Source organism: Actinocorallia sp. B10E7 (genome assembly GCF_039871655.1).
GTDB lineage: Bacteria > Actinomycetota > Actinomycetes > Streptosporangiales > Streptosporangiaceae > Actinocorallia.
The window spans coordinates 105,756-126,318 of sequence record NZ_JBDPLZ010000006.1 but is presented as its reverse complement, the minus strand read 5'-3'; the positions used below and the strand labels follow the sequence as shown (position 1 = coordinate 126,318).

Sequence of the window (20,563 nt, the reverse complement as noted above, 5' to 3'; positions counted from 1 at the left end):
GTCGGGCACTCTGGAACGGTGGGAACTGAGCTCGGTGATTTTCTACGTGCATGCCGCGCCCGCGTACAACCCTCCGACCTCGGGGTTCGGCCGGGAGGAGGAAGACGGCGGGTGCCCGGCGCACGCCGGGAGGAGGTCGCGGCCGCCGCCGGGGTCAGCCCGGACTACTACACGCGGATCGAGCAGGGCCGACTGGTGCCCTCGCCGCAGGTCCTCGACGCTCTGGTGAGAGCCCTGTCGCTGCGGACGGCCGAACGAGAACATCTGATGCGCCTGGCCGGCCGCCTGCGCTTTGAGGACGCCGATGTCGGATCGTGCGAGGTGCGTGCAGAGGTTCTGGAGATCCTGCGCAGGTTCGATGACCTTCCCGCCGTGATACTGAGCAAGTCGCTCCATGCGCTGGCATGGACACCCGTCGGAGGCGCCCTGCTGGGTCTGACCGCCGAGGGCGAGTGCAATATGGCCCGAAGGCTGTTTTTCCTCCCCGCCAGCCGACGGCTCTACCCGGATTGGAGCTTGGTGGCGGAGGAAACCGTGGGACACTTGCGCAGGTTGGCGGCACGAGAGCCGAGCAACGACAACGTCGCCCGGCTCATCGGGCAACTCACCATCGCCTCTCCTGATTTCGCCCGGCTATGGGCTCTGCATCAAGTCAGCGACGCAGCCGTTCTCCATAAGAGGTTCGACCATCCTCAAGTGGGGGTGTTCGAGTTGGTGACGGAGATCCTCACTCTGCCGCACGACCAACAGACCTTGGCCGTCTACCGTGCGGCTCCGGGCACAGCGAACGCGGATGCGCTGATACTGCTGAACACGCTGATCACCTCCGCCGAGCCGCCAGGCCCTGGAGCCGCATCAAGCCACTAGCAAGATCGTTTCCGGATGGCGGTTGCTGCTCGGAGGGCTGGAAACCTCTTTGCCTGAGTGCGCAAGACCGGCGAGCGTCATATCAGAGGATGGTGGCCGTGCCATTAGCCAGGGTGATCAGGGGTTAACAGGGGTTACTTACGGCAGGTGCCGACCGCAGGTCAGGGATTGTGGGCTGGACGGGCGGTGACGGTTCCCGAGCTGACAGCGCGGGTTCGATTCCCGTCATCCGCTCTCATCACGAAGGCCCGGCTCGGGAGCATGATTCCGAGCTGGTTCTTGATCGTTTCTGAGGCTGTTGATCCGCGGTGTGTCATCAACGGGCAATCGGCCGACGGTAGGTCGGACACCTCCTGCCCGCAGCCCCCGGGCAATGAGATCGCGGGAGTTGACCCGATCATCCGAGCGCTCGTCGTAGCCGGCCCCGCACGGGCGTCGGCCTCGGCCGACATCAAAGCGTTCGCCATGGTCTGCACCATGGCCCGCAACGGATCCGGCTCGCACGCGCTGATCTGCTCGGCCAGTCGGCCTTCAGGGTTCACACTGTTGTTCACGGCCACCGTGTTTTCTCTCCTTCTGATCTTGGTCGATTCGAAGGATCACGCGATGGCCGTCTCGCGTCACGACGACATGCCCCTCACCTGCGGAAACTCATACACCACCTCCGTGGACGCAATCCGTCGGCAACCTTGCCCTCGGGGGCCATGCAGGCTGAGCTTCCTGTCCGCCCCTCACGGGCTGGCCCGTCCGGACAAAGGACGCCATCACCCGCTGCATGACCGAACTCTTTTTGGTGCCGCTCGAAGGCAACGCCCACAGCCGACGCACTGACCTCTACCTCGACGAGGTCTGCCCGCATCGAAGTCCTGCCGACGCCCGAGCCGGGGCGGACCGGGTACGGCTGGACGGCGAATCGTGACATTTGGATCTTTTCATTTTGGGAAGCCGGTCGCTAGGATCTTCGCGACCCGCCTCCGATGATCAAGGTATCCCCATGCGTGCTGCGGTCCGTTGGAGTCTGGCATTGGGTACGGCGGCGGTGTTGACCGCGGTGGGAACGGCTGTCGGGGTCGATGGGTCCGGCACAACGAACCAGACGATCACGGCCACGCCGGTCGCTTCGCAGGCCAAGCTGCGGCTCATCGGGTTCGGTCTCGACCACGCGACGGTCTACGGCGGCCACGGGACGCGCGCCACGGTGACGTTCACCAGAAAGGCGCCGACCAGGCTCGTCGTCACGGTCTCGGCGCGCGGGGTGAAGGCGCCCAAGCGGGTCGTGGTCAAAGCGGGCAGCCGGAAGGCGTCCTTCTGGATCGGGACCTCGGCGACGCCGAAGAAGACCTTCCGCAGCGTGAAGGTGCGGTATGGCAATACCGCCCTCGTCCGCAAGCTGACCGTGCTCCCGCTGCCGGGGTTGCGGTCCCTCCGGCTGTCGACGTCGGCGATCGCTCCGGGCGGTTCGGGGGTCGGAACGGTCCGGCTCTCCGGGCCCGCGCAGCCCGGCGGGAGTGCGGTGACGCTCAGGTCGGAGTCACGGGACGTGTCCGTGCCCAAGGCGGTCCGGATACCGGCCGGGGCGAAATCCGTCTCGTTCCGATTCTCGGCGGCGGAGAGAGCTCGCGCCGGAGCGGTCACGCTGATCGCGTCCCGCGGCAAGGCGGTGCGCACCGCCGTCCTGCAGGTGAACGACGCCGCGCGGCCTGCACCCCCGTCGCCTTCCCCGGCGCCGTCGCACTCGTCCAGCACGTCGCCTTCACCCAGCACGTCGCCTTCACCATCGACGTCGCCGGACACTCCCGCGCCCACCGGTGCCAAGGTGACCGGGTTGCTGCTGGAGCCGGGCGTCGTCCACCTCGACGCATCGGCGACCGGGACCGTCACCCTCGACCGTCCTGCGCCGGACGGCGGTACGGTCGTCACGCTGTCCCTGCCGGCGGATGCGAACGAGGGTGAAGCAGACTTTCCGGCCACTGTGACTGTTCCTGCGGGCAAGAGCACGGCCGATTTCACCGTCGTCAACAAACTGGCTGAACGCCGCGTCCCGCAGGCGACCGTCCGGATCATCGCCTCCGCAGGAGGTGGGACGGCTGAAGCCTCGGTCACCCTGATGGGCCGCCTCCGCGTGATGGCGATCAATCTCCACGCCGGCACTGTGACCGCAGGCGAAACCCTTACGGGCGACGTCTGGGTCATGGGCGACAACACGCGCGCGGCCACGATCCAGATCTCCTTCACCGGATCACTGCCGAACACCGAGCCGGTCACCGTCACGATCCCCGAGGGCCGCAGCGAGGCCGTCTTCCCCTTCTCCTGGACGGCTCCCGACGTCGAGACCACCACGCAGGCCCGCGTCACCGCCGCCTACGGTGACTACTTCCTCGACCGGATCATCACCGTGAAGGCCAAGCCTCCGGTCTACGCCGACCATGTCGCGTCCATCACCGCGAACCCGCCGTCCGGCACTCCCTTCAACGACGTCACGCGCTATCGCGTCACCATCACCCTGACCGCACCTGCCACCAAGGAACTCCCCATCATCGTCACCGGCCAGTGCCTCACGGTGTTCTCCCCGAACCCGGTGACCATCCCCCAGGGCGCGACCAGCCAGACCCTCACCATGGGCGTCAGTTGCGCGAGCACGACCAGCCTGCATCTCTACATCAGGGTCAACGACGCCTACGCCAACTTCGCCTATCCGGCCGCCTGACCCGCGGATCCCTCTCGGCGGGCGGCCCGACGCCTGCCCGCCTGTTCTGCCTTGCCAGAGGAGAACTCCGCACGGTCCCAGGACTGCTGGGGATCTTGGAGAAGGGGCACAGTCGGCCGGCTGATCGAGCCCGAAGCGAAAGTCTCGTGATCCCCGGCCTCTCCTGGGCCGGAGCACTCGCCCGCGCGAATCTCTCTGTCGGCGATCGGATCGATGCGGGGGGACGGCGACGAGCCCGGAGTCATGGTCGGCTGGATGCTTCCGGCCGACGGGTGACCGATCAAGGCCATCTGCGCGGCGCGTCCTGCCGGGTGTGACCGACGATGATGGTCGATCATGCTGTTCTCTCGGATGCTCAGGTGTCCCGGCGTGGCTCGTCCGGTCGTGTCCTGCGTTCTGGTGGTCCTCGCGGTGGTGGGATGCACCGGAGAAGCGGGGACGAAGGCCCCGGGGCCGTCCGTCGACTTGTCGAACGACATCGAGATCACTTCTTCCCAGCCTTTCGCCGGGTTCCCAGTGGAGAAGATGAGGACGCTGGAGGAGATCCGGCGGAAGCTGGTCTACAGATGCATGGTGGAGCGCAGGTACCGGTACTACGAACAGGCCGATCCGGAAGCCGCGCCGAGGTTGTCGCCGCTCCTCACCCTCGACCGGGAACTCGTCGGCTGGGCGACGGAAGCGCACGCGAGAGGCCAGGGGTTCGGCACGAACCTGCCGGCCGTCCCCGCCAAGGTGGTGGCTTCCAACACGAACCACGACAAGGTTCTGAGGAACTGTGTAGCCGAGTTCCGCCGGAAGACCGGGCCGCATCACCGGAAGGTCTTCAGAAGGGCGGGCGATCTCCGCGACGAGATGAGTCGGGAGTACTCCGATGCCGTCGATTCGGCTCGGCTCGACGAGTTGAAAGCCCCGGTGGTCGAGTGCCTGGCCGATGCGGGCTTCGACGCCGAGGCGGAGAAGCGCGAGAGGTTCGGGCTGCGTCCCGAGACTTTCGGGATCGAGCGGGGAGGCCCGGAAGGCGGGCAGCGGGAACCGCGGCTGAAGCGCGAACCGGGAACGATCGAAGTGCTGCCCGCGAGCCCCGCGCGCCGGTACGTTCCGAGCGCAAAGGAGGCGGAACTCGCCGTCGCCATGTTCCGCTGCCAGCATGAGACCGGGGCCGTCGACGTCCTGCGCGCGCTGGTGAACGACGCCCAGCAGGTCGTCTGGAACCGGCACGAGGATGAGCTGGCGGAGCTGAAGAAGGAACTCGCCGCGCTCGTGAAGGCCGGGACCGAACTGCTCTGACCGTCGAGACGCGAAGGCGCGGGCTCCTGGTGGCTTAGGGAAGCGACGGCCGCCTGGAACGTGCTTGCGGGGAGCGTGTCCGGGATGTAATTATTTCGCCCATGATCGAGAGAAAGGGCGCCACAGCCCTCACCCGATGACCGCGGCGCGGCTGGAAGCCGCCGCGATTCGCGAAGAATGGCTGGGCCACGCGTTGTCGACGTCGCCCGCCGACCGTGCGGCCGCCGAGGCCGGCATCTCCGAGCTCTACCGTCTGATCGGCCGCAAGGCTCCGGCTTTCGTCTGGGTCCGGTCGCCTGCCGAGGCTCTCCCTCACATTCCGCCGACGCCTCGGTTGTGCTCGGCCTCGCTCCCCGGCAGGGGCGAGGACTGGCCGCTGTCGTCGCTGCTCGCGGACAGGTACGCGCGCTTGCGAGACCGGCTTGACGTGTGCGTGGACCGGCGCCGGATCCCTGCGGGGTGGCCTCCCTGGACGACGAAGCTGCGGACCTCGCCGGAGGAGGAGCTCAGCCGGGAAGCAAGCGACTCGGTGCACCAGAGCGTCCTGGACGCGGTGCTCAGCCCCATCCGGCTGGCGCACAAGGTGGTGACCGGGAAATCACGGGGTCTGGTCTGGTACGGGCAGCACGATGCCCACTGGCTGGCGCACTACGAACTCTGGCGGCGCGTCGGCGGTGCCGCATATGCGCATGATGATGCCCGGGAGCTGGAGATCTGGGCCGTCCTGGCGCGTTCGTGTGGCTGGTGGTGGCCGACCGAAGGCCTCTGCACGGTCTCGGAGCGGCCGGTGGAGGTGAACACGGAACCGTCCGGAGGATCGGGCCAGATCCGGCTCCATGCGGCGGACGGTCCAGCGGTACGGTTCGCGGATGCCTGGTCGGTGTACTCGTGGCACGGCACGCGGGTGCCGCGCTGGGTGATGACCGATCCGTCCGTGGAGCGGATCGCCGCCGAGAGCAACGCCGAGGTCCGGCGCTGCGCGATCGAACGCCTCGGCTGGGACGCCTACATCGAGCAGGCGGGCCTCGAACTCGTCGGCAGCGCGCTCGACCCTGGAAACCAGGGCTCTGAGCTGCTGCTCTACGACATGCGCGACGGCTTCAGCCGGGTGCTGCTGGCCGTCAACGGCTCCCTGGAACGGGACGGACGCCGCCGCATGTACGGCCTGACCGTGCCCGCCTCCATCGACGACCCGCTCACCGCCGCCGGCTGGACCTACGGGCTGTCCGCCGCGCAGTACTCCCAGCTCGTCCGACGAACCTGAGGTGATTCCATGACAGTGACTCTCGCATCTCTCTCCCGGCAGACCGGCCTTTCCGTGCTCGACCATCTCGAGCAGGAGGTCACGATCCCCGTACTGGACGGAATCCAGGCCCAAGGCGATCTGCTCGTGATTCCGCTGCCCGTGGTGGCCGACGTGGCCTCGACCTGGGACGGCGTCCGCTGGGCGGATGTACCGGCCGAGGGGGTCGAACTCCTGCGCGGCGCCGCGGGGGGCAACCCCCACACGCTTGTGGCGGATCCGTTCACCTGCCGCTGGACGACCTCGATCAGGGACCGACTCGGCCTCGCGCTCGGACTGTTCGAGGCGTCCGCGCCGGTCTACCTTCTCCACCCGGAGCACGGCGCGACGGGGTTCGTGCCCGGCACCTATGTCGTCCGGCGGCAGCGGGAACAGGTGGCCGCCGTCCGCCGTCCCGGATCCACCACCGCGGACGCCCGGAACCGGAACCGATTCATCGAGGACTGAGCCAGGAGAGGCCTCACCTCGATGCGGCGCGTTCCCGGTGCCGGAACCGGCCGGGCGGCATCTCGAACTCGCGCCGGAAAGCGTGGGCGAAGGCGAACTCCGAGCTGTAGCCGACCTGGCGGGCGATCGACGCCAGCGGCGCGTCGGTCTCACGAAGTAGCCACGCGCCGCGATTGAGCCGCCAGCCGGTCAGATACGTCATCGGCGGGAGGCCGACGAGAGAGGTGAAGCGGCGGGCGAAGGCGGTGCGGGACATGCCGACCGCAGCACCGAGTTCCTCCACCGTCCACTTGTGCTGAGGGTTGTTGTGCATCTGGTGCAGGGCGGCCGCGATGGCGGGGTCGCCCAGCGCCGCGGGCGGGTCGGCGTCGTCGTGCCAGGCGCGCAGCAGATGGACCAGCAGCAGGTCGATCAGGGCCGGTACGACGGTGTCCGCCCCCGACCCGGATTCCGGCCGGTCGGCCAGCAAGCCGACCAGTGTGCGCATGGCGGGGTGGCGGTCGGAACGCATGTGGATCACGTCGGGGAGCCCGCGCAGGAAGGGGTGGGCCTGGCCTTTGTCCAATCGATAGGCGCCGCACACCACGTCCGCGTATGACGTGGCGGCGTCCCCGGATGGGAAGGCGTCCGTGGACGTGGGCAGCTCGGCGAAGGGACGGTCCGGGACCCCGCTCAGCCCGTGGGCCGCACCGTACGGGACGAACACCACGTCGCCCGCGCCGAGCCGTACCGGCGGCGCGGACGGCGTGACGAGCCAGCCACCGCCTTCCAGCACGACGTGGAACCCCGTTCCGGAGAACGGCTCCAGCCGTCTGCCCCATCGGCCGGTGCCACGGGTACGGCAGAACGACTTCCGTCCGGCCCGCATGCTGCCGATCACGTCGCTGAAGAGATCCACGCCGTCCGCTCTGCACGATCTCGTATGGATGAGGTCTTCTCGAGCATCGTCCCATATGTCCGAGGATTCCTACGGTGAGGGCATGAAAGCGATCACCGTGCATTCGTTCGACGACGGGGGCCGCCTGCGCCTCGTCGATCTCCCCGATCCCGTTCCGGGGCCGGGGAAGACGCTGGTCGAGGTCGAAGCCGCGGGCGTCGGACATGTCGATGTGATGTCCCGTCGCGGGCAGTACCCCGGCTTCCCTGACCCGGGATTCGTCCCCGGATTGGAGGTCGCGGGCGTCGTCAAGGAGACCGGCAAGCGGGTCTACGCCTTCCTCGGCGGGGGCGGCTACGCCGAGTCGGCGGTGGCCGACGACGTCGTGGAATTGCCGTCGGAACTCTCCTCGGCGCAGGCCGTAGCGCTCGGCGTCAACGCGCTGACGGCGTTGCTGCTCCTCGAGCGGGCCGGCGTGACCGCCGGGGAGAGTGTTCTGGTCCGCGGCGCCAGCGGCGGTGTGGGGTTGATGGCCGCCCAGGTGGCGGCGCACCTCGGGGCCGCGGTGACCGCGAGTACCCGGTCGGCGGCGCATGCCGGGCGTCTGAGCGAACTCGGGTTCTCCACCCGAGATGACGAGGACGCCTCATACGACGTCATCGTCGACCCTGTGGCCGGTCCCGACCTCGGCCGTCATCTCGGACGGCTACGGGCCAACGGCCGGTACGTCCTGTGCGGAGCGGCCGGCGGGCCGCCTGCCCCGGACTTCGCCGCCGACCTCGTGGGGCTCTTCCAGAGTTCCCCGTCGCTGCTCATGTTCAGCCTCAGCTCGGTCGATCCCGCGCGGTTGAGATCCGGGCTGGAGACCGTCTTCGACCTCGCCGCCCGCGGAGCCTTGCGCGGCATCGCCGAGGAGGTCATTCCCCTCGCCCAGGCGTCGCTCGCGCATGAGCGGCTCGAATCGGGCGCGGCCTTCGGCAAGGTGATCCTGCGTCCCTGAGAGCGCCCGACAGAATCCCAGCGCAGGGGGACGCACCGGTAGGACAGGGTGCGAGGTGCCGGCCTTGGGACGCCCATAGTCGGGGACGAAGAGACCGCAGGTTGGAACAAGCCGGTCAGGCGGATCCGAAGCGGGGTCTTGAGGCACTGAACGACGGGTATCGCGAACTGTACAAAGTGTGCACGGGGGGCGATGGCGTTCGTCGTCGCAAGGTGGGCGGTTCGTCTTGGGCCTGGTTCTGTTCGGTTTGGCGTTCCTCGGTACACCTCGGACCTGACGATCCACCGCGCTCAGATCCGCGCCGTGACGACCGAAAGGCGCCAGGAGGAGAACTCCGGAATCAACGGTGAAGCCGGAGTGCTCAGCCCGTTCATCGAGCCGCACTGGTCGCTGGTCCGGCTGGTCATGCGTTCGGGCTACGTACTGCCCCGGCCGGACCGGACGGGCTGGAACGGGTCTTGGGCGTTCTGGTCGGCGGGCTCCGGCGGCAAGAAGAAGTCCGGCGACTCCGATGAGCTGATCACGCACAGCGTCCGGGCCGGCGTCGGCGATCACGGTGGTCGATACCGCGTTCTGATCCTCAGCGTCCGCGACCCGCAGAAGACCGTCGAGATCCTTGAACACCTGACAAGCGGCGACTCGGGGCACTCTGTGCCCGATCTCCAGGTGTTCGGATGGCTGGTGAGCCTCGTCCGACGTGGACGGCATGCCCGCGGTCATCTGCCGACTTTCCGGCGGGCGGCTCACGGCTTCGGTTTCTCGGCGCTCACAGACGTGCCGGCCGTAGATACCGTCGCTCCCGTCGAGTTCGTCCTCCCAGTGAGCGGTGACCTCGATGGCGCCGCCGTAGGCGGCCAGCCTTCCGGGGAGCGAAGATCGCCGGCCGATCATGCCATGCTCCGGAACCCGGTGTCCTCCCGAGGGAAGGGGAGCTTCGGGGAGGATCTCAGCTCTCCGCGTGTGCGGCCGGGACCAGGGTGCCGTAGAGGGCGCTGCGCGCCTGCGCGCCGACGGTGCGCACGGACGCCGGCAGATCCGGGGAATCAGCGGGGATGACGCGAGGATCGGTCAGCCGGTACCGCTTGCTTTGGTGTACGACCGCCCCCGAACCGGCGGCCTGTATGTTGCGGACCCAATCCGACTCCGTGCCGTAGTTCAGCATCACCGCGAGCTTTCCGTCCTCGACGAAGGCCATGACGGGGGTCCGGTAGCTCTTGCCCGACTTGCGGCCGACGTGCTCGATGACCGCGTAGTAGGGCAGGTGAGGGGCCCAGAGGCGCTGAATCGGATTGGTGACACGTTTGTTGAACCGCGCGACGGCACGCATCGCGCCCGGGCCCAGGAACGACGCCATCCGCACCGCCACCGCGGCGACCGCGATGGCGAATCTCTTCAGCACTCGTACAGCCTCCATCGTTCGCGGATGTGACCTCACCAGGTTGCGACCTCGCCTGGCGGACGTGGTGTGGGCGCGCCGGAGGTTCGGGCCGGCCTTCTCGCTCACCCGATACTCAGGGGACGTCGGCGGGCTGTCAAGAAGACGTGATTGTCTTTCTGTCGAAGCCTGCATCTCGGACGTCGACGCCATGCCGTCCACGGACTCGGTGACTTCGGTATGGAGCGCGTATTTCGCGCAGAGTGGTCGTTATTTGTTTAGTAAGGGCTTGGTTATCACAAAGAGGGTGTTCGGGGTCGAAAGACGTTTCTCATCGGCATAGATCCGCCGGGTGGCGGCGGGCAGTGTGAGCAATGCTGCCCCCCACCCCCCTGGAGCGAGTGTGAGAACCGCTGGACCCCTCATGCGGTCGGCGCTGGCCGTATCGCTGGCCGCCCTGGCATCGACCTCCCTCGCCGGGACGGCCCGCGCGGCCACCCTGGAATCGGAGCCCGTGGTGTCCCGGGGAGTCACCATCCCCGCCTTCTACAGCCCGCCGACCGCGCTGCCCTCCGCCAACGGCGCGCTGATCCGCACCGAGCCACTGCCTCTCGGCCTCAGCCTGCCGGGCCTGGACGGACGCGCGCTGCCCGGTACGGCGACGCGGCTGATGTACAAGTCCACCGACTCCAACGGGCGGCCCGTGGCGGTGACCGGCTCCTACATCGAGCCGTCGGCGGCCTGGAAGCACAACGGACCCCGTCCGCTGGTGGCGTTGGCCTCGGGCACCATGGGCCAGGGCGACCAGTGCGCGCCCTCGTTCGCCCTGCAGCACCCGGCGACCCTGACCGGCGACACCTTGTCGGTCGGCTACGAGAACCTGGCGATCTACCGCCTGCTGTCCACCGGAGCGGCGGTGGTCGTCACCGACTACGTCGGCCTCGGCTCGACCGACCGGCTCCACACCTACGTCAACCGCCTCGACGGGGGACGCGCCCTGCTGGACGCGGCCCGCGCGGCGCACGCCGTGCCGGGGTCGTCGATCACCACGGACTCCCGCGTCGGCCTGTACGGCTACAGCGAGGGCGGCGGCGCCAGCGCCTCGGCCGCCGAGCTCCAGTCCTCCTACGCGCCCGACGTCAAGCTGGTCGGCACCTACGCCGGCGCGCCGCCCGCCGACCTGACCTCGGTCATGAAGGGCATCGACGGCAGCGCCCTGGTCGGCGCGCTGGGCTGGTCGATCAATGGTTTCATCCAGGCCGAACCCTCCCTGGGCGACATCGTCGAGAACACCGTCAACGCCGCCGGCCGGGCCGCGCTCCAGGACCTGTCCACCATGTGCGTGGGCGATGCGATCCTCGGCTACGCCTTCACGTCGAGCAAGAAGTGGACCGTCAGCGGAAAGTCCATCGCCGAGGTGATCGCGGCCGAGCCGCAGGCGCAGGCCGTTCTGGACAAGCAGCGCATCGGGAAGCTCAAGCCCGTGGGGCCGGTGCGGGTGGCGACCGGCGTCCAGGACGACATCGTTCCCCACACGCAGGCGCGCCGGCTGGCCGTGGACTGGTGCCGCAAGGGCGCCGACGTCAGCTACGTGCCCGTCAACCTGTCCAACCTCGGAGACAAGACCCTCCTGAACCACCTCACCCCTCTCCTCACCGACCAGGGCGACGCGGTGTCCTGGCTGGCCGACCGCCTCGCGGGCGAGAGGACCACCTCCAACTGCTGGACGATGCCCTTCCAGCCTTGACGCAGAGGCCTCTTCCGACGGGCGGCGTCAGCCGGCCGTCAGGAACGGGCGCACGGCGGCGACGGCGCCCCCGTCGACGAGCAGGTCGGTGCCGGTGATGAAGCCGGCCTGCGCGTCCAGCAGGAACGCCGCGGCCGCGGCGATGTCGTCGGGGGTGCCCACCCGCTTGGTGGCGGACATGCCGATCATCGCCCGCATCTGCTCGCCGTTCTCTCCGGTCAGTTCCTGCTGCCCCATGGGTGTGGAGATGACGCCGGGGCTGATCGAGTTGATCCGGGCTCCGCGCTGTCCCCAGGCCGCGGCGGCCGCCTGGACCTGCAGGACGTTGGCCCGCTTGGCCAGGCCGTAGGCCAGTCCGGGCACACCGGCCGCCTCGGGTGCCAGGAACGGCAGGGCGAGCAGTTCCTGCGCCGGGGTGGTGGTGAGCGCCTTCTCCTGTTCGGCGGACAGGCCCGCCGACAGGTGACCGGCCATGCTGGCGATGACCACGCCCGCGCCACCGGGGGCGACGACGCGTGCGAACTGCTCGAGCACGAGCGCCACGCCGAGCAGGTCCACCCGCAGGATCGCCTCCGTCGTCGCCTGCACCGGGGACAGTCCCGCTGTGTGCGCGACGTGGGTGACGCGCCCCAGCGAGGCGGCGGCGTCCGCGAGGGCCGTCACGGAACCGTGGTCGCCGACGTCCACCTGCCGCGTGACGACGTCGTGGCCCTCACCGCGCAGCAGATCGGCGGCGGCGGTCAACGTGTTCTCGTTGAAGTCGGCCAGCAGCACCTTGCGGCCGCTGCCCACCCGGCGGGCGATCGCCTGTCCCATGCCGCCCACACCGATGACGACCACGACGTCCTTGTCCATCTGCGACTCCCCATTGATTTTGAGACGATCCGGATTGTCTATATGAGAATGCTGTTATTGTCCATCAAGAATCAGATGCTCACGGATCGAGGAGACGTCTGAGGAAGCGGTCACCGACGGGCGGGGGCGGGCTCGCCGAGGCTCGAGGGGGCGGCGGCTATGACGGTGTCGAGGACGGCGCGGGAGGCGCGGAGGGCTTCGATCGCCTCGGTCATGCGATCGCGCTCCCGGTGCAGTTCGGCGAGCAGGTCCGGGCAGGTGGGGACGAGGCGGGAGCCGTCATCGCGCAGGCAGGGGAGGATGCTCGCGATCGTCGCGGTGGACAGGCCGGCGGCGAGCAGGCCGCGGATGCGGCGGACGACGGCGACGTCCTGGTCGTGGTACTCGCGGTAGCCGCTGGGGAGCCGGACGGGGCGCAGGAGGCCCTGCTCCTCGTAGTAGCGCAGCAGGCGTTCGCTCACTCCGGTCCGGTGGGACAGTTCACCGATCCGCATGGGGCCTCCACTCCGCGGCCTGACTCTCACATCGATGTGAGAGTTTAGCTTCGCCCGCATGAGAAGAGAATCCTCGGTTCTTGGCATGCTCAGCGCTGGACGTCGCGGTCGGCAGAACGCCGAGACGGCCCCCACGTCGGCCGTCTCGGTCAACGTCAGCGCCTTCGACCTGGCCATCGCGATGGGCGCCGCCCTCGGCGGCACCCTCATACACGCGACGACGATTCCCGTCGGCCTGAGGCCTCTCGGGGTGAACCTGGTGGAACCCCGAGAGAACCTCAGGCCGACTTCGTGGCAGATCTCAGTGCTCGTTCTCAGGACCTGCCATGGCGGTACTGCTCACGGTCGGGTCACCACCACCAGTCGCAGTCGTCGTCCCACCACCACCAGTTCCCGACCTGGGTCACCGCGGTGGCGTTCGTGACGGTGCTCGCCTCCGCCGAAGTCGCCATTGCGGGGGCGCCGAACAGAGCCGCGCCGAGGACTGCGACGCCGAGTGTCTTTCTGATCATGCCTACCTCCGGTGAGGAATGCGACTGAATGGCTCCTTATCCGCCATTCAGTCTGGAGACTAATTGGCTTCTGCCCGCCATTGGGTATTGGGGAATATTGTGATTGTTCTGCTGTTGGTCAAAATGGACCTAGGGTTACCTTTTGTCCAAAATTTCAGCGGCTCCGTCAGATGCCCTTCGAGAAGTGTCAACCTCTCGGGAATCGGACGGGACTCGGGGGTTTGAAAATCGGGAAAGGCGTATTCGCAATTTTTTGACGGCGGGTCGCGGGGAGGCTCACAACAGTGGCCCCGGTCCGCGAAAGAGCGGGCCGGGGCCGGGGGCCTTCCTCCGCCCGCGAGATCGCGGGCCGGGTTCGGGCGGTCAGGACGGGTAGTTCGGGTTGTTGGTGTCCGGGATCTCGATGCTGATCGGTCCCGCTTCGGACAGGAAGAGAAGGGCCGCTTTGCGAAGGAACTCGTCGAAGGTCCAGTAGGCCTGCGGCGCCAGGGGGAAGGGGAGCAGTCCTTCGCGGACGGCGATGAACGGACCCCAGGACGTCTTGAGAAGGGTGTCCCAGAGCAGGAAGCGGGTGAACGAGCCGAGCACCGGCTTGCTGAGGACGGTGCCGTCGATGGAGGAACCGAGTTCCAGGAGGCGGGGATGTACTCGTCCCTGGGCCGTTCTTGATCCAGGTCCGCAGCACCTTGTTGACGTTGGGCACATCGCCCCGGTCGATCAGTGAGGCGACCAGCGGGTCGGCCTCCGCGTCCCACACGTACCGCGGGTCGGCGCCTTCTCCCGCGCCCGCCACCTCCATGCCTTCGCTCCTCCTCGGGGCCGAGAGCATCTTCGACACGATGAAACGGATCTTGTGTCCACGTATCATCGACGGTGGGTCCGATAACAGCACGGTGTGTCCTGCGTCACAAGGCCCATTCACGGCGGCGGCCGCCGCCGATTGAGGCAGAATCGGTCGCCAGGAGGAGAAGATGGAAGCTGTGCCGCCCTTCCTCGGGACGACCTCGGGTCCGGAGTCGTTGCTCGAACGCGCGTACACCGACGCCGTCGAGCAGGTCGACGACATGGACGAGGCCCGTACGCGCGTGCTCGACGCCGCGTACGAGCAGTTCTGCCGGATGGGCATCCAGCGGTCCACCATGGAGGACGTGGCCCGGCGGGCCGGGGTCTCGCGGATCACGGTCTACCGGCGGTTCACCACGAAGGACGCACTGGTCGAACAGGTGGTGCGTCGGGAGTTCCGCCGCTACTTCGACCGGTTCCTCATCGACATCGGGCAGGCCGAGACCGCCGCGGACCGGGTGGTCCTGGGCTTTGTAAGCTCGTTGCGCGCCATCCGGGGCAACCCGCTGATCGGCGGTCTGATCGCCACGGAACCGGACCTGGTCGTGCCCTCCATGATCAGCGACGGGGGGCAGACCCTCGCCACCGTGCGGCGGTTCGTCGCGGGCCAGCTCCGCCGCGAACAACGCGCGGGCAACGTGTCGAGCGACCTGGACACCGACTTCGTGGCCGAGATGATGGTCCGGATCTCCGCGTCCTTCCTGGCGATCCCCAGCCGGCTCATCGATCTCGACGACGACGAGCAGCTGGCCGCGATGGCCCGGCGGTTCCTCGTGCCCATGCTGGAACCACCGGCTTCCCGGACCGAGCACCGGTAGTCCGTTTCTCTCCGGTGGCCGTAGCCGGTCATGACGATGGACGTCATGGCGGGTTCGCCAATCCGGGGGAAACAACTCTCGATTATGGGAGGTTTCGTGAAATCTATGGTTCGGCGTCGACCCGGGAGACGCCATGGGGCGAACCTGATCGCCACCCCATGGCGGAATCCCGGGTCGACTTCGTGACAGACCTCAGTTCTCATTACCAGTAGTAGTACCGGTACTTCCACCCGTGGCGAGGCCAGTACTTGTGGTAATAGCCGTAGTCCCACCAGTCGCAGTCGTCCCACCAGCAGTTCCGGGCCTGGGTCGCCGTGGTGGCGCCCGTGGTGGTGCCGGCCTCCGCTGAGGTCGCCACCGCGGGGGTGCCGAGCAGGGCCACGCCGAGCACTGCGACACCGAGCGTTTTTCTGATCATGTCCACCTCCAGAGTCGAGGATGTGACTGAACGGATTCCGTCCGCCATCGGTTATCGAGGCTAAGCGTCCCCTGTCCGGCATTGAGTATTGTGAAATGTCGATGTAGTTCTACGATTGGTCAAAATGTGCCGAAGGGTACCATTTTGGCCAAAATGCTAGCCGGTCTTCCGTATGTCCCTTGGTGGAAGCAAATCCTCTGGAAACTGGAAGGCTTCCAGCGCAGCAAGAGACATTAAAAGCGACATCCGTAATTGGTCGACGGTGGGATCGCGGCCGGGACTCCCGTCAGGAGCACAGCACCGAGAACGGGAGGGGCTGCCCCGTCTCCAGCAGGGACTTCAGGCTGGAGAGGACCTTCGCCCAACCTTGGGCGGTGCCCTCGTACTGGTCGGCCGGCAGGTCCTCGTGGGTGACGGTGAGGCGCACGGCGTCGCCGACGGGCTCCAGGTCGAAGGTCACGCGCGAGTGGCGGGCGGGGACGTCGGCGTCGGCGGGGCTCGCCCAGTCGTGGGACAGCCGGCGCGGCGGGTCGATCTCCAGGATGGTGCCGACGACGTCGACGCCGCCGTCGGTGAGCCGTACGTGCTCCCACCGGTCGCCCTTGGCCCAGCCGGAGACGTTGCGGTGCTCCCAGTATCGCGCGGTGACCTCCGGGTCGGTGAGCGCCGTCCACAGGAGCTCCGGCGTGGTGGCGATGTAGGTGACGTAGAGCAGGCGCGGCTTGTCCATTGGTCTGTTCTCCCGTTCGAGGTCGTCTTTGAGGGTGGCCAGGGCGTCGAGGTCCGGCAGTTCGAACTTCGCGATCCAGCGCCGGTGGATCTCGTGCAGCGGCACCGGGTTCAGGTAGTGCAGCTTCTCCCTGCCGTGCCGGACCGTGGCGATGAGGCCGGCCGACTCGAGCAGGGCGAGGTGCTGGGTGATCCCCTGGCGGGTCATGCCGAGATCGCGGCAGAGCGCGCCCAGGGTCTGGCCGTTGTCGGCGCGCAGCCGGTCGAGCAGCCGTCGCCTGGTCGTGTCGGCCAGTGCCTTGAAGACCTTGGCCATGTCGTCGCCGTCGGGCATGCCTTCACTATAGGCAAGAAAATGCTTGCATATCAAGCGCGGTGCGCGGGGGCCGGCCCTCGGCCGCTCCGTTTGCCTTCGGTGAGGGCAGGTGCTAGAGTCATCGCTAGTTGTAGTTGTGGTTCCCATAAACTTTTTTATGCGCCCCGCAGGCATCTGGCTAGCGGTGGCGCATTTTTTGTTTGACAGGTTCTTCCTGACGGGGTCATTTCGGCAGCTTGGGAGCTCGCAAGGTGCGGGCTCCGCGCATGCCTCCAGAGGAGATTTCCAACATGGCAACCGGCACCGTGAAGTGGTTCAACGCGGAAAAGGGCTTCGGCTTCATCGAGCAGGACGGCGGCGGCGCCGACGTCTTCGCCCACTACTCGAACATCGCGGCCCAGGGCTTCCGTGAGCTGCAGGAGGGCCAGAAGGTCTCCTTCGACGTCACCCAGGGCCAGAAGGGCCCGCAGGCCGAGAACATCGTTCCCGCCTGACGGCTTCACCTCTCACGGGGGCTCGAACTCTTGATGATTTCGAGCCCCCGTGGGCTGTCTGCTCCACATCTGGTTCGTACTTGGATTCGCTCTCCTCGATACGTGCCGCTTCGAGGAAGGTCGATCCGATGACCCGTGCACCCCAGCGCAGGCCGTACCGTTCGAACAGCAACACCCGCAACACCCGCAAGACACAGACCGTCGCCCCGCACGGCGAGTTCGCGATGCCGGTCAACACCGTGCCCGCGCTTCCGCCGGTCGAGGAGTTCGCCGCGATGGACATGCCGGCCCCGCTGCTGGCCACCCTCGCGGCCCAGGGCCTGACCGCGCCGTTCCCGATCCAGGCCGCGACGCTGCCCAACGCGCTCGCGGGCCGCGACGTGCTCGGCCGGGGCCGTACCGGCTCCGGCAAGACGCTCGCCTTCGGGCTCGCCGTGCTCTCTCAGATCGCCGGAAAGCGTGCTGAACCCGGCAAGCCGCTGGCTCTGGTGCTGGTGCCGACCCGCGAACTCGCCCAGCAGGTCACCGACGCGCTCACCCCGTACGCCGACGCCGTACGGGTCCGCCTCACCACCGTCGTCGGCGGAATGTCCATCGGCAGGCAGGCCTCCTCGATCAACCGGGGCTGCGAGGTCGTCATCGCGACTCCCGGCAGGCTCGCCGACCTCATCGACCGCGGCGCCGTACGGCTCGACCGGGTCGGCGTCACGGTGCTGGACGAGGCCGACCAGATGGCCGACATGGGCTTCCTGCCCCAGGTGACCCGGCTGCTCGACCAGGTCGAGCCGGGCGGGCAGCGGATGTTGTTCTCGGCCACCCTCGACCGCAACGTCGACCGGCTGGTCCGGCAGTTCCTCAAGGACCCGGTCACCCACTCCGTCGACCCGTCGGCCGGCGCGGTCACCACGATGGAACACCACCTGCTGCACGTCTCGGACGCCGGCAAGCTGGACACCACCGTCCACATCGCCGCCCGTGACGGCCGCACCATCATGTTCGTCGGTATGAAGCACGCCGCCGACCGCCTCACCAAGAAGCTGCTGTCCAGCGGCGTCCGCGCCGCGGCCCTGCACGGCGGCAAGTCCCAGCCGCAGCGCAACCGGACCCTGGAGCAGTTCCGCACAGGCGAGGTCAACGTGCTGGTCGCCACCAACGTGGCGGCCCGCGGCATCCACATCGACGGCCTCGACATGGTCGTCAACATCGACCCGCCGACCGACCACAAGGACTACCTGCACCGCGGCGGCCGTACGGCCCGCGCCGGCGAGTCCGGCACGGTCGTCACCCTGGTCCTGGCCGACCAGCGCCGCGAGATGGACCGGATGATGCGCACCGCCGGCATCACCCCCCACGAAGCCCGCGTCGCCGCGGGAGAGGATCTCCTCACCCGCATCACCGGCGCCCAGGCGCCCTCCGGCGTGCCGGTGGTCATCGCTCCTCCGGCCGAGCCCGCCCCGCGCCGTGCGGCGGCCCAGGGCGGCCGCCGCCGCTCCGGCAGGCCCCGCCGCGTCGGTCACGGCCGCCCGCAGCGTACGGCCTAGTCGTCCTGAAGCGTGAAGAAGCCTCTGGCGGGGTGGGCGGTCTCTGACCTCCACCGCACCCCACCAGAGGCTTCACACGCTTTTCTGCCGTTCTTCGCTGCTGTGGTTCGTCATGACACCGTCACCTTCCGGTCGACGGTCCCCTTGGCGAGACCCGGGTTCATCACCTGCGGTGGTCGCCTCGGTCCCACCCACGGTGGTCGCCTCGGTCCCACCCACGGTGGTCGCCCCGGTCCCACCCACGGTGGTCGCCCCGGTCCCACCCACGGTGGTGGCCTCGGTCCCATCCGCGGTAGTGGCCTCGGTCGTACCACCTGTGGTGGTGGCGGTCGTACCACCTGTGGTGGTGCTTCCACCGGTCGCAGTCCCACCGGCCGTGGTCCCACCGGCAGTCTCGGGGGTGGGCCGCCGTGGTGACGCCCGCGGTGGTGGTGGTGCCGGCCTCCGCTGAGGTCGCCATCGCAGGGGCGCCGAGCAGAGCCACACCGAGAACCGCGACGCCGAGCGTTTTCCTGATCATCTCTACCTCCAGGGTGAAGATACGGCTGAACGGCTTCTGCCTTCCGTTGGGTATCGAGACTAAACGGCTTCCGTCTGCTATTGGGTATTGGAAGATATCGTGGTCGTTCTATGGCGGGTCAAAACGGGTCGGAGGCGATCCTTTTTGTCCAAAGAAATCGGCGGCTCCGCCAGATATTCCTTGAATAGGTAAATCCTCGGGAAGTCGGACGCTCTCCGGGGGTGCCAAAGGCACCAAAAGTGATATTCATAATCGTTTGACGGCCGGGTCATGCGGTGGCGGAAGCCCTGTCGCCCGCCTGCCGCCGAGTCACCGCGGGGCCTGCCGCGCCAGTGGATCCAGGCGATTCGGTCAAGTGTGAAGACAGTGGGGAATCCTGCTGATTCCGCCCTGAGTGTGCTGTGACCCGGCTGAACACCCACGGTCGTGCGTACCCGCTTGTACTCGCCGAGCCATCGCTGGATGCCCGTCGTCGACGGCGAGCATGTCGAAGCGGTAGTGCTCGGCCAGCACGCTGCCCTGCGCCATCAGGTCGCGGAACTCCTGGTCGTGAGCAGTTCGAAGTATGAAGAGATCGAAGTAGGTGAGTTTCCGTCTGCGACGAGGCGCTGGTAGTACTCGATCGTCACCATTTCGCCGGCTTTCCTTTCTCGCAGGGCCTTCCATGACGTCGCGCCTGCGTGTCAGCCTGTCGGCATGACCAAGGTGCGGCGGGCGTGGCTGATCCGGCACGGGAAGAGCGAATCGAACGCGGGACTGCCGACGAACGGACCGGGTGCGGCCCCGCTCACGGAGCTCGGATGGAATCAGGCGGCGCGGATGGCCGCGACCTTCACCGCATCACCCGACCTCATCGTCAGCTCGCCGTTCCTCCGCGCGAGGCAGACCGCCGAGGCGACCGTCGAGAGGTTTCCCGAGGCGCCGTATGAGGAGTGGCCTGTCGAGGAGTTCACCTTCCTGGGAGAGCTGCACGGGCCGCAGACCACGGCGGAGCAGCGGCGGCCCTTCTCCGAGGCTTACTGGGAACGTAATGACCCCGCGTACGTCAATGGCGGCGACGGCGAGTCCTTCAAGGCGCTCATCACCCGTGCCCACGCTTTCCTGGAGCGGCTCGCCGAGCGGCCTGAAGACGGCCTGGTCGCGGTGTTCACACACGGACTCTTCATGAAGGCCGTGATCTGGTCGCTGTTCACCGGGGTCACCGACCCCGACGTCACGGCGATGCGTGCCTTCCGCCGGTTCAACGGCTCGTGCGACATCCCCAACTGCGCCGTCACCGAACTGTGGCGCCCGAGCGGACCGTACGGTTTCCGCGTCGTCGGTGGTGGGACGACGCATTTGGCGGAGGAGTCCGTCACCTTGGAAACGGCTTCTCCCACGGCTCTGGACTGAAAGGCGGAGCCATCGAAAAAC

At 67.8% G+C, this 20,563-nt stretch carries 21 protein-coding genes; 12 read left to right on the top strand and 9 right to left on the bottom strand.

The annotated features are described in order from the left end of the window. Positions 1–18: 18 nt before the first annotated feature. Both ABGB12_RS22200 and ABGB12_RS22195 read left to right on the top strand, forming a co-directional pair. Entirely contained in the window at positions 19–867 is an 849-nt protein-coding gene (locus ABGB12_RS22200; RefSeq protein ID WP_347680901.1) for a helix-turn-helix domain-containing protein, read from the top strand. A gap of 775 nt (positions 868–1,642) precedes the next feature. After that, positions 1,643–1,786 carry a hypothetical protein gene (locus ABGB12_RS22195; RefSeq protein ID WP_347680899.1) on the top strand — a complete coding sequence of 48 codons (144 nt, stop codon included), beginning with the start codon at positions 1,643–1,645 and terminating at the stop codon, positions 1,784–1,786. A gap of 251 nt (positions 1,787–2,037) precedes the next feature. On the opposite strand, the gene ABGB12_RS22190 is transcribed toward ABGB12_RS22195, so the two are convergent. Continuing rightward, positions 2,038–2,673, bottom strand: a complete 636-nt coding sequence (locus ABGB12_RS22190) for a hypothetical protein (protein WP_347680897.1) — start codon at positions 2,671–2,673, stop codon at positions 2,038–2,040. A 19-nt stretch (positions 2,674–2,692) separates the two neighbouring features. Here ABGB12_RS22190 and ABGB12_RS22185 point away from each other — a divergent pair, with 19 nt between their 5' ends. The 4 genes from ABGB12_RS22185 to ABGB12_RS22170 all read left to right on the top strand — a co-directional run bounded on the left by ABGB12_RS22185 (position 2,693) and on the right by ABGB12_RS22170 (position 6,611). Then, the gene (locus tag ABGB12_RS22185) at positions 2,693–3,574 is read left to right on the top strand and encodes a hypothetical protein (protein WP_347680895.1); all 882 of its coding nucleotides are present in this window, start codon (positions 2,693–2,695) and stop codon (positions 3,572–3,574) included. 369 nt (positions 3,575–3,943) lie between these two features. Beyond that, positions 3,944–4,861 (top strand): hypothetical protein, encoded by a 918-nt coding sequence (locus tag ABGB12_RS22180; RefSeq protein WP_347680893.1) that lies wholly within the window; start codon positions 3,944–3,946, stop codon positions 4,859–4,861. Between the two features lie 136 nt (positions 4,862–4,997). Further along, a complete protein-coding gene (locus ABGB12_RS22175) occupies positions 4,998–6,125 on the top strand; it encodes a DUF6745 domain-containing protein (protein WP_347680891.1) in 1,128 nt (375 codons plus the stop codon). Between the two features lie 9 nt (positions 6,126–6,134). Continuing rightward, complete coding sequence (locus ABGB12_RS22170) at positions 6,135–6,611, top strand: hypothetical protein (RefSeq protein ID WP_347680889.1); 477 nt, start codon at positions 6,135–6,137, stop codon at positions 6,609–6,611. A gap of 13 nt (positions 6,612–6,624) precedes the next feature. Here ABGB12_RS22170 and ABGB12_RS22165 read toward each other — a convergent pair whose 3' ends face one another. Beyond that, positions 6,625–7,509, bottom strand: a complete 885-nt coding sequence (locus tag ABGB12_RS22165; protein WP_347680887.1) for an AraC family transcriptional regulator — start codon at positions 7,507–7,509, stop codon at positions 6,625–6,627. Between the two features lie 82 nt (positions 7,510–7,591). On the opposite strand from ABGB12_RS22165, the gene ABGB12_RS22160 reads away from it, so the two are divergent. Continuing rightward, a complete protein-coding gene (locus tag ABGB12_RS22160; protein ID WP_347680885.1) occupies positions 7,592–8,488 on the top strand; it encodes a zinc-binding dehydrogenase in 897 nt (298 codons plus the stop codon). A 946-nt stretch (positions 8,489–9,434) separates the two neighbouring features. Here the strand turns inward: ABGB12_RS22160 and ABGB12_RS22155 are convergent. Beyond that, entirely contained in the window at positions 9,435–9,887 is a 453-nt protein-coding gene (locus ABGB12_RS22155; protein ID WP_347680883.1) for a nitroreductase family deazaflavin-dependent oxidoreductase, read from the bottom strand. 379 nt (positions 9,888–10,266) lie between these two features. Here ABGB12_RS22155 and ABGB12_RS22150 point away from each other — a divergent pair, with 379 nt between their 5' ends. Beyond that, positions 10,267–11,610 carry a lipase family protein gene (locus ABGB12_RS22150; RefSeq protein WP_347680881.1) on the top strand — a complete coding sequence of 448 codons (1,344 nt, stop codon included), beginning with the start codon at positions 10,267–10,269 and terminating at the stop codon, positions 11,608–11,610. A 27-nt stretch (positions 11,611–11,637) separates the two neighbouring features. Here ABGB12_RS22150 and ABGB12_RS22145 read toward each other — a convergent pair whose 3' ends face one another. The 4 genes from ABGB12_RS22145 to ABGB12_RS22130 form a co-directional block, all read right to left on the bottom strand. Beyond that, on the bottom strand, positions 11,638–12,465 hold the full coding sequence (locus tag ABGB12_RS22145; RefSeq protein ID WP_347680879.1) for an SDR family oxidoreductase: 828 nt from the start codon (positions 12,463–12,465) through the stop codon (positions 11,638–11,640). A gap of 110 nt (positions 12,466–12,575) precedes the next feature. Next, positions 12,576–12,959 carry a MerR family transcriptional regulator gene (locus ABGB12_RS22140; RefSeq protein WP_347680877.1) on the bottom strand — a complete coding sequence of 128 codons (384 nt, stop codon included), beginning with the start codon at positions 12,957–12,959 and terminating at the stop codon, positions 12,576–12,578. Positions 12,960–13,309: 350 nt separating this feature from the next. Then, complete coding sequence (locus tag ABGB12_RS22135) at positions 13,310–13,471, bottom strand: hypothetical protein (protein WP_347680875.1); 162 nt, start codon at positions 13,469–13,471, stop codon at positions 13,310–13,312. A gap of 363 nt (positions 13,472–13,834) precedes the next feature. Then, entirely contained in the window at positions 13,835–14,059 is a 225-nt protein-coding gene (locus ABGB12_RS22130) for a hypothetical protein (RefSeq protein ID WP_347680873.1), read from the bottom strand. A gap of 383 nt (positions 14,060–14,442) precedes the next feature. On the opposite strand from ABGB12_RS22130, the gene ABGB12_RS22125 reads away from it, so the two are divergent. Further along, on the top strand, positions 14,443–15,132 hold the full coding sequence (locus ABGB12_RS22125; protein ID WP_347680871.1) for a TetR family transcriptional regulator: 690 nt from the start codon (positions 14,443–14,445) through the stop codon (positions 15,130–15,132). 202 nt (positions 15,133–15,334) lie between these two features. Here ABGB12_RS22125 and ABGB12_RS22120 read toward each other — a convergent pair whose 3' ends face one another. Together ABGB12_RS22120 and ABGB12_RS22115 are read right to left on the bottom strand one after the other, a co-directional pair. Further along, positions 15,335–15,550, bottom strand: coding sequence for a hypothetical protein (locus tag ABGB12_RS22120; protein WP_347680869.1), 216 nt, complete (start codon positions 15,548–15,550; stop codon positions 15,335–15,337). A 286-nt stretch (positions 15,551–15,836) separates the two neighbouring features. Continuing rightward, positions 15,837–16,613, bottom strand: a complete 777-nt coding sequence (locus tag ABGB12_RS22115; protein ID WP_347680867.1) for a metalloregulator ArsR/SmtB family transcription factor — start codon at positions 16,611–16,613, stop codon at positions 15,837–15,839. A 272-nt stretch (positions 16,614–16,885) separates the two neighbouring features. Here ABGB12_RS22115 and ABGB12_RS22110 point away from each other — a divergent pair, with 272 nt between their 5' ends. From ABGB12_RS22110 to ABGB12_RS22100, 3 genes are all read left to right on the top strand, one after another. Beyond that, the gene (locus tag ABGB12_RS22110) at positions 16,886–17,089 is read left to right on the top strand and encodes a cold-shock protein (protein WP_034275260.1); all 204 of its coding nucleotides are present in this window, start codon (positions 16,886–16,888) and stop codon (positions 17,087–17,089) included. A gap of 224 nt (positions 17,090–17,313) precedes the next feature. Further along, the gene (locus ABGB12_RS22105; RefSeq protein WP_347681480.1) at positions 17,314–18,630 is read left to right on the top strand and encodes a DEAD/DEAH box helicase; all 1,317 of its coding nucleotides are present in this window, start codon (positions 17,314–17,316) and stop codon (positions 18,628–18,630) included. A 1,216-nt stretch (positions 18,631–19,846) separates the two neighbouring features. Beyond that, the gene (locus ABGB12_RS22100) at positions 19,847–20,542 is read left to right on the top strand and encodes a histidine phosphatase family protein (protein ID WP_347680865.1); all 696 of its coding nucleotides are present in this window, start codon (positions 19,847–19,849) and stop codon (positions 20,540–20,542) included. The last annotated feature ends 21 nt before the right edge of the window (positions 20,543–20,563 follow it).

Excerpts from the sequence above, each read along its gene's own strand:
- ABGB12_RS22115 (WP_347680867.1), bottom strand. The coding sequence starts at position 16,613 with ATGCCCGACGGCGACGACATGGCCAAGGTCTTCAAGGCACTGGCCGAC.
- ABGB12_RS22170 (WP_347680889.1), top strand. The coding sequence starts at position 6,135 with ATGACAGTGACTCTCGCATCTCTCTCCCGGCAGACCGGCCTTTCCGTG.
- ABGB12_RS22195 (WP_347680899.1), top strand. The coding sequence starts at position 1,643 with ATGACCGAACTCTTTTTGGTGCCGCTCGAAGGCAACGCCCACAGCCGA.
- ABGB12_RS22120 (WP_347680869.1), bottom strand. The coding sequence starts at position 15,550 with ATGATCAGAAAAACGCTCGGTGTCGCAGTGCTCGGCGTGGCCCTGCTC.
- ABGB12_RS22135 (WP_347680875.1), bottom strand. The coding sequence starts at position 13,471 with ATGATCAGAAAGACACTCGGCGTCGCAGTCCTCGGCGCGGCTCTGTTC.
- ABGB12_RS22145 (WP_347680879.1), bottom strand. The coding sequence starts at position 12,465 with ATGGACAAGGACGTCGTGGTCGTCATCGGTGTGGGCGGCATGGGACAG.
- ABGB12_RS22160 (WP_347680885.1), top strand. The coding sequence starts at position 7,592 with ATGAAAGCGATCACCGTGCATTCGTTCGACGACGGGGGCCGCCTGCGC.
- ABGB12_RS22140 (WP_347680877.1), bottom strand. The coding sequence starts at position 12,959 with ATGCGGATCGGTGAACTGTCCCACCGGACCGGAGTGAGCGAACGCCTG.
- ABGB12_RS22105 (WP_347681480.1), top strand. The coding sequence starts at position 17,314 with ATGCCGGTCAACACCGTGCCCGCGCTTCCGCCGGTCGAGGAGTTCGCC.
- ABGB12_RS22175 (WP_347680891.1), top strand. The coding sequence starts at position 4,998 with ATGACCGCGGCGCGGCTGGAAGCCGCCGCGATTCGCGAAGAATGGCTG.
- ABGB12_RS22110 (WP_034275260.1), top strand. The coding sequence starts at position 16,886 with ATGGCAACCGGCACCGTGAAGTGGTTCAACGCGGAAAAGGGCTTCGGC.
- ABGB12_RS22125 (WP_347680871.1), top strand. The coding sequence starts at position 14,443 with ATGGAAGCTGTGCCGCCCTTCCTCGGGACGACCTCGGGTCCGGAGTCG.
- ABGB12_RS22100 (WP_347680865.1), top strand. The coding sequence starts at position 19,847 with ATGACCAAGGTGCGGCGGGCGTGGCTGATCCGGCACGGGAAGAGCGAA.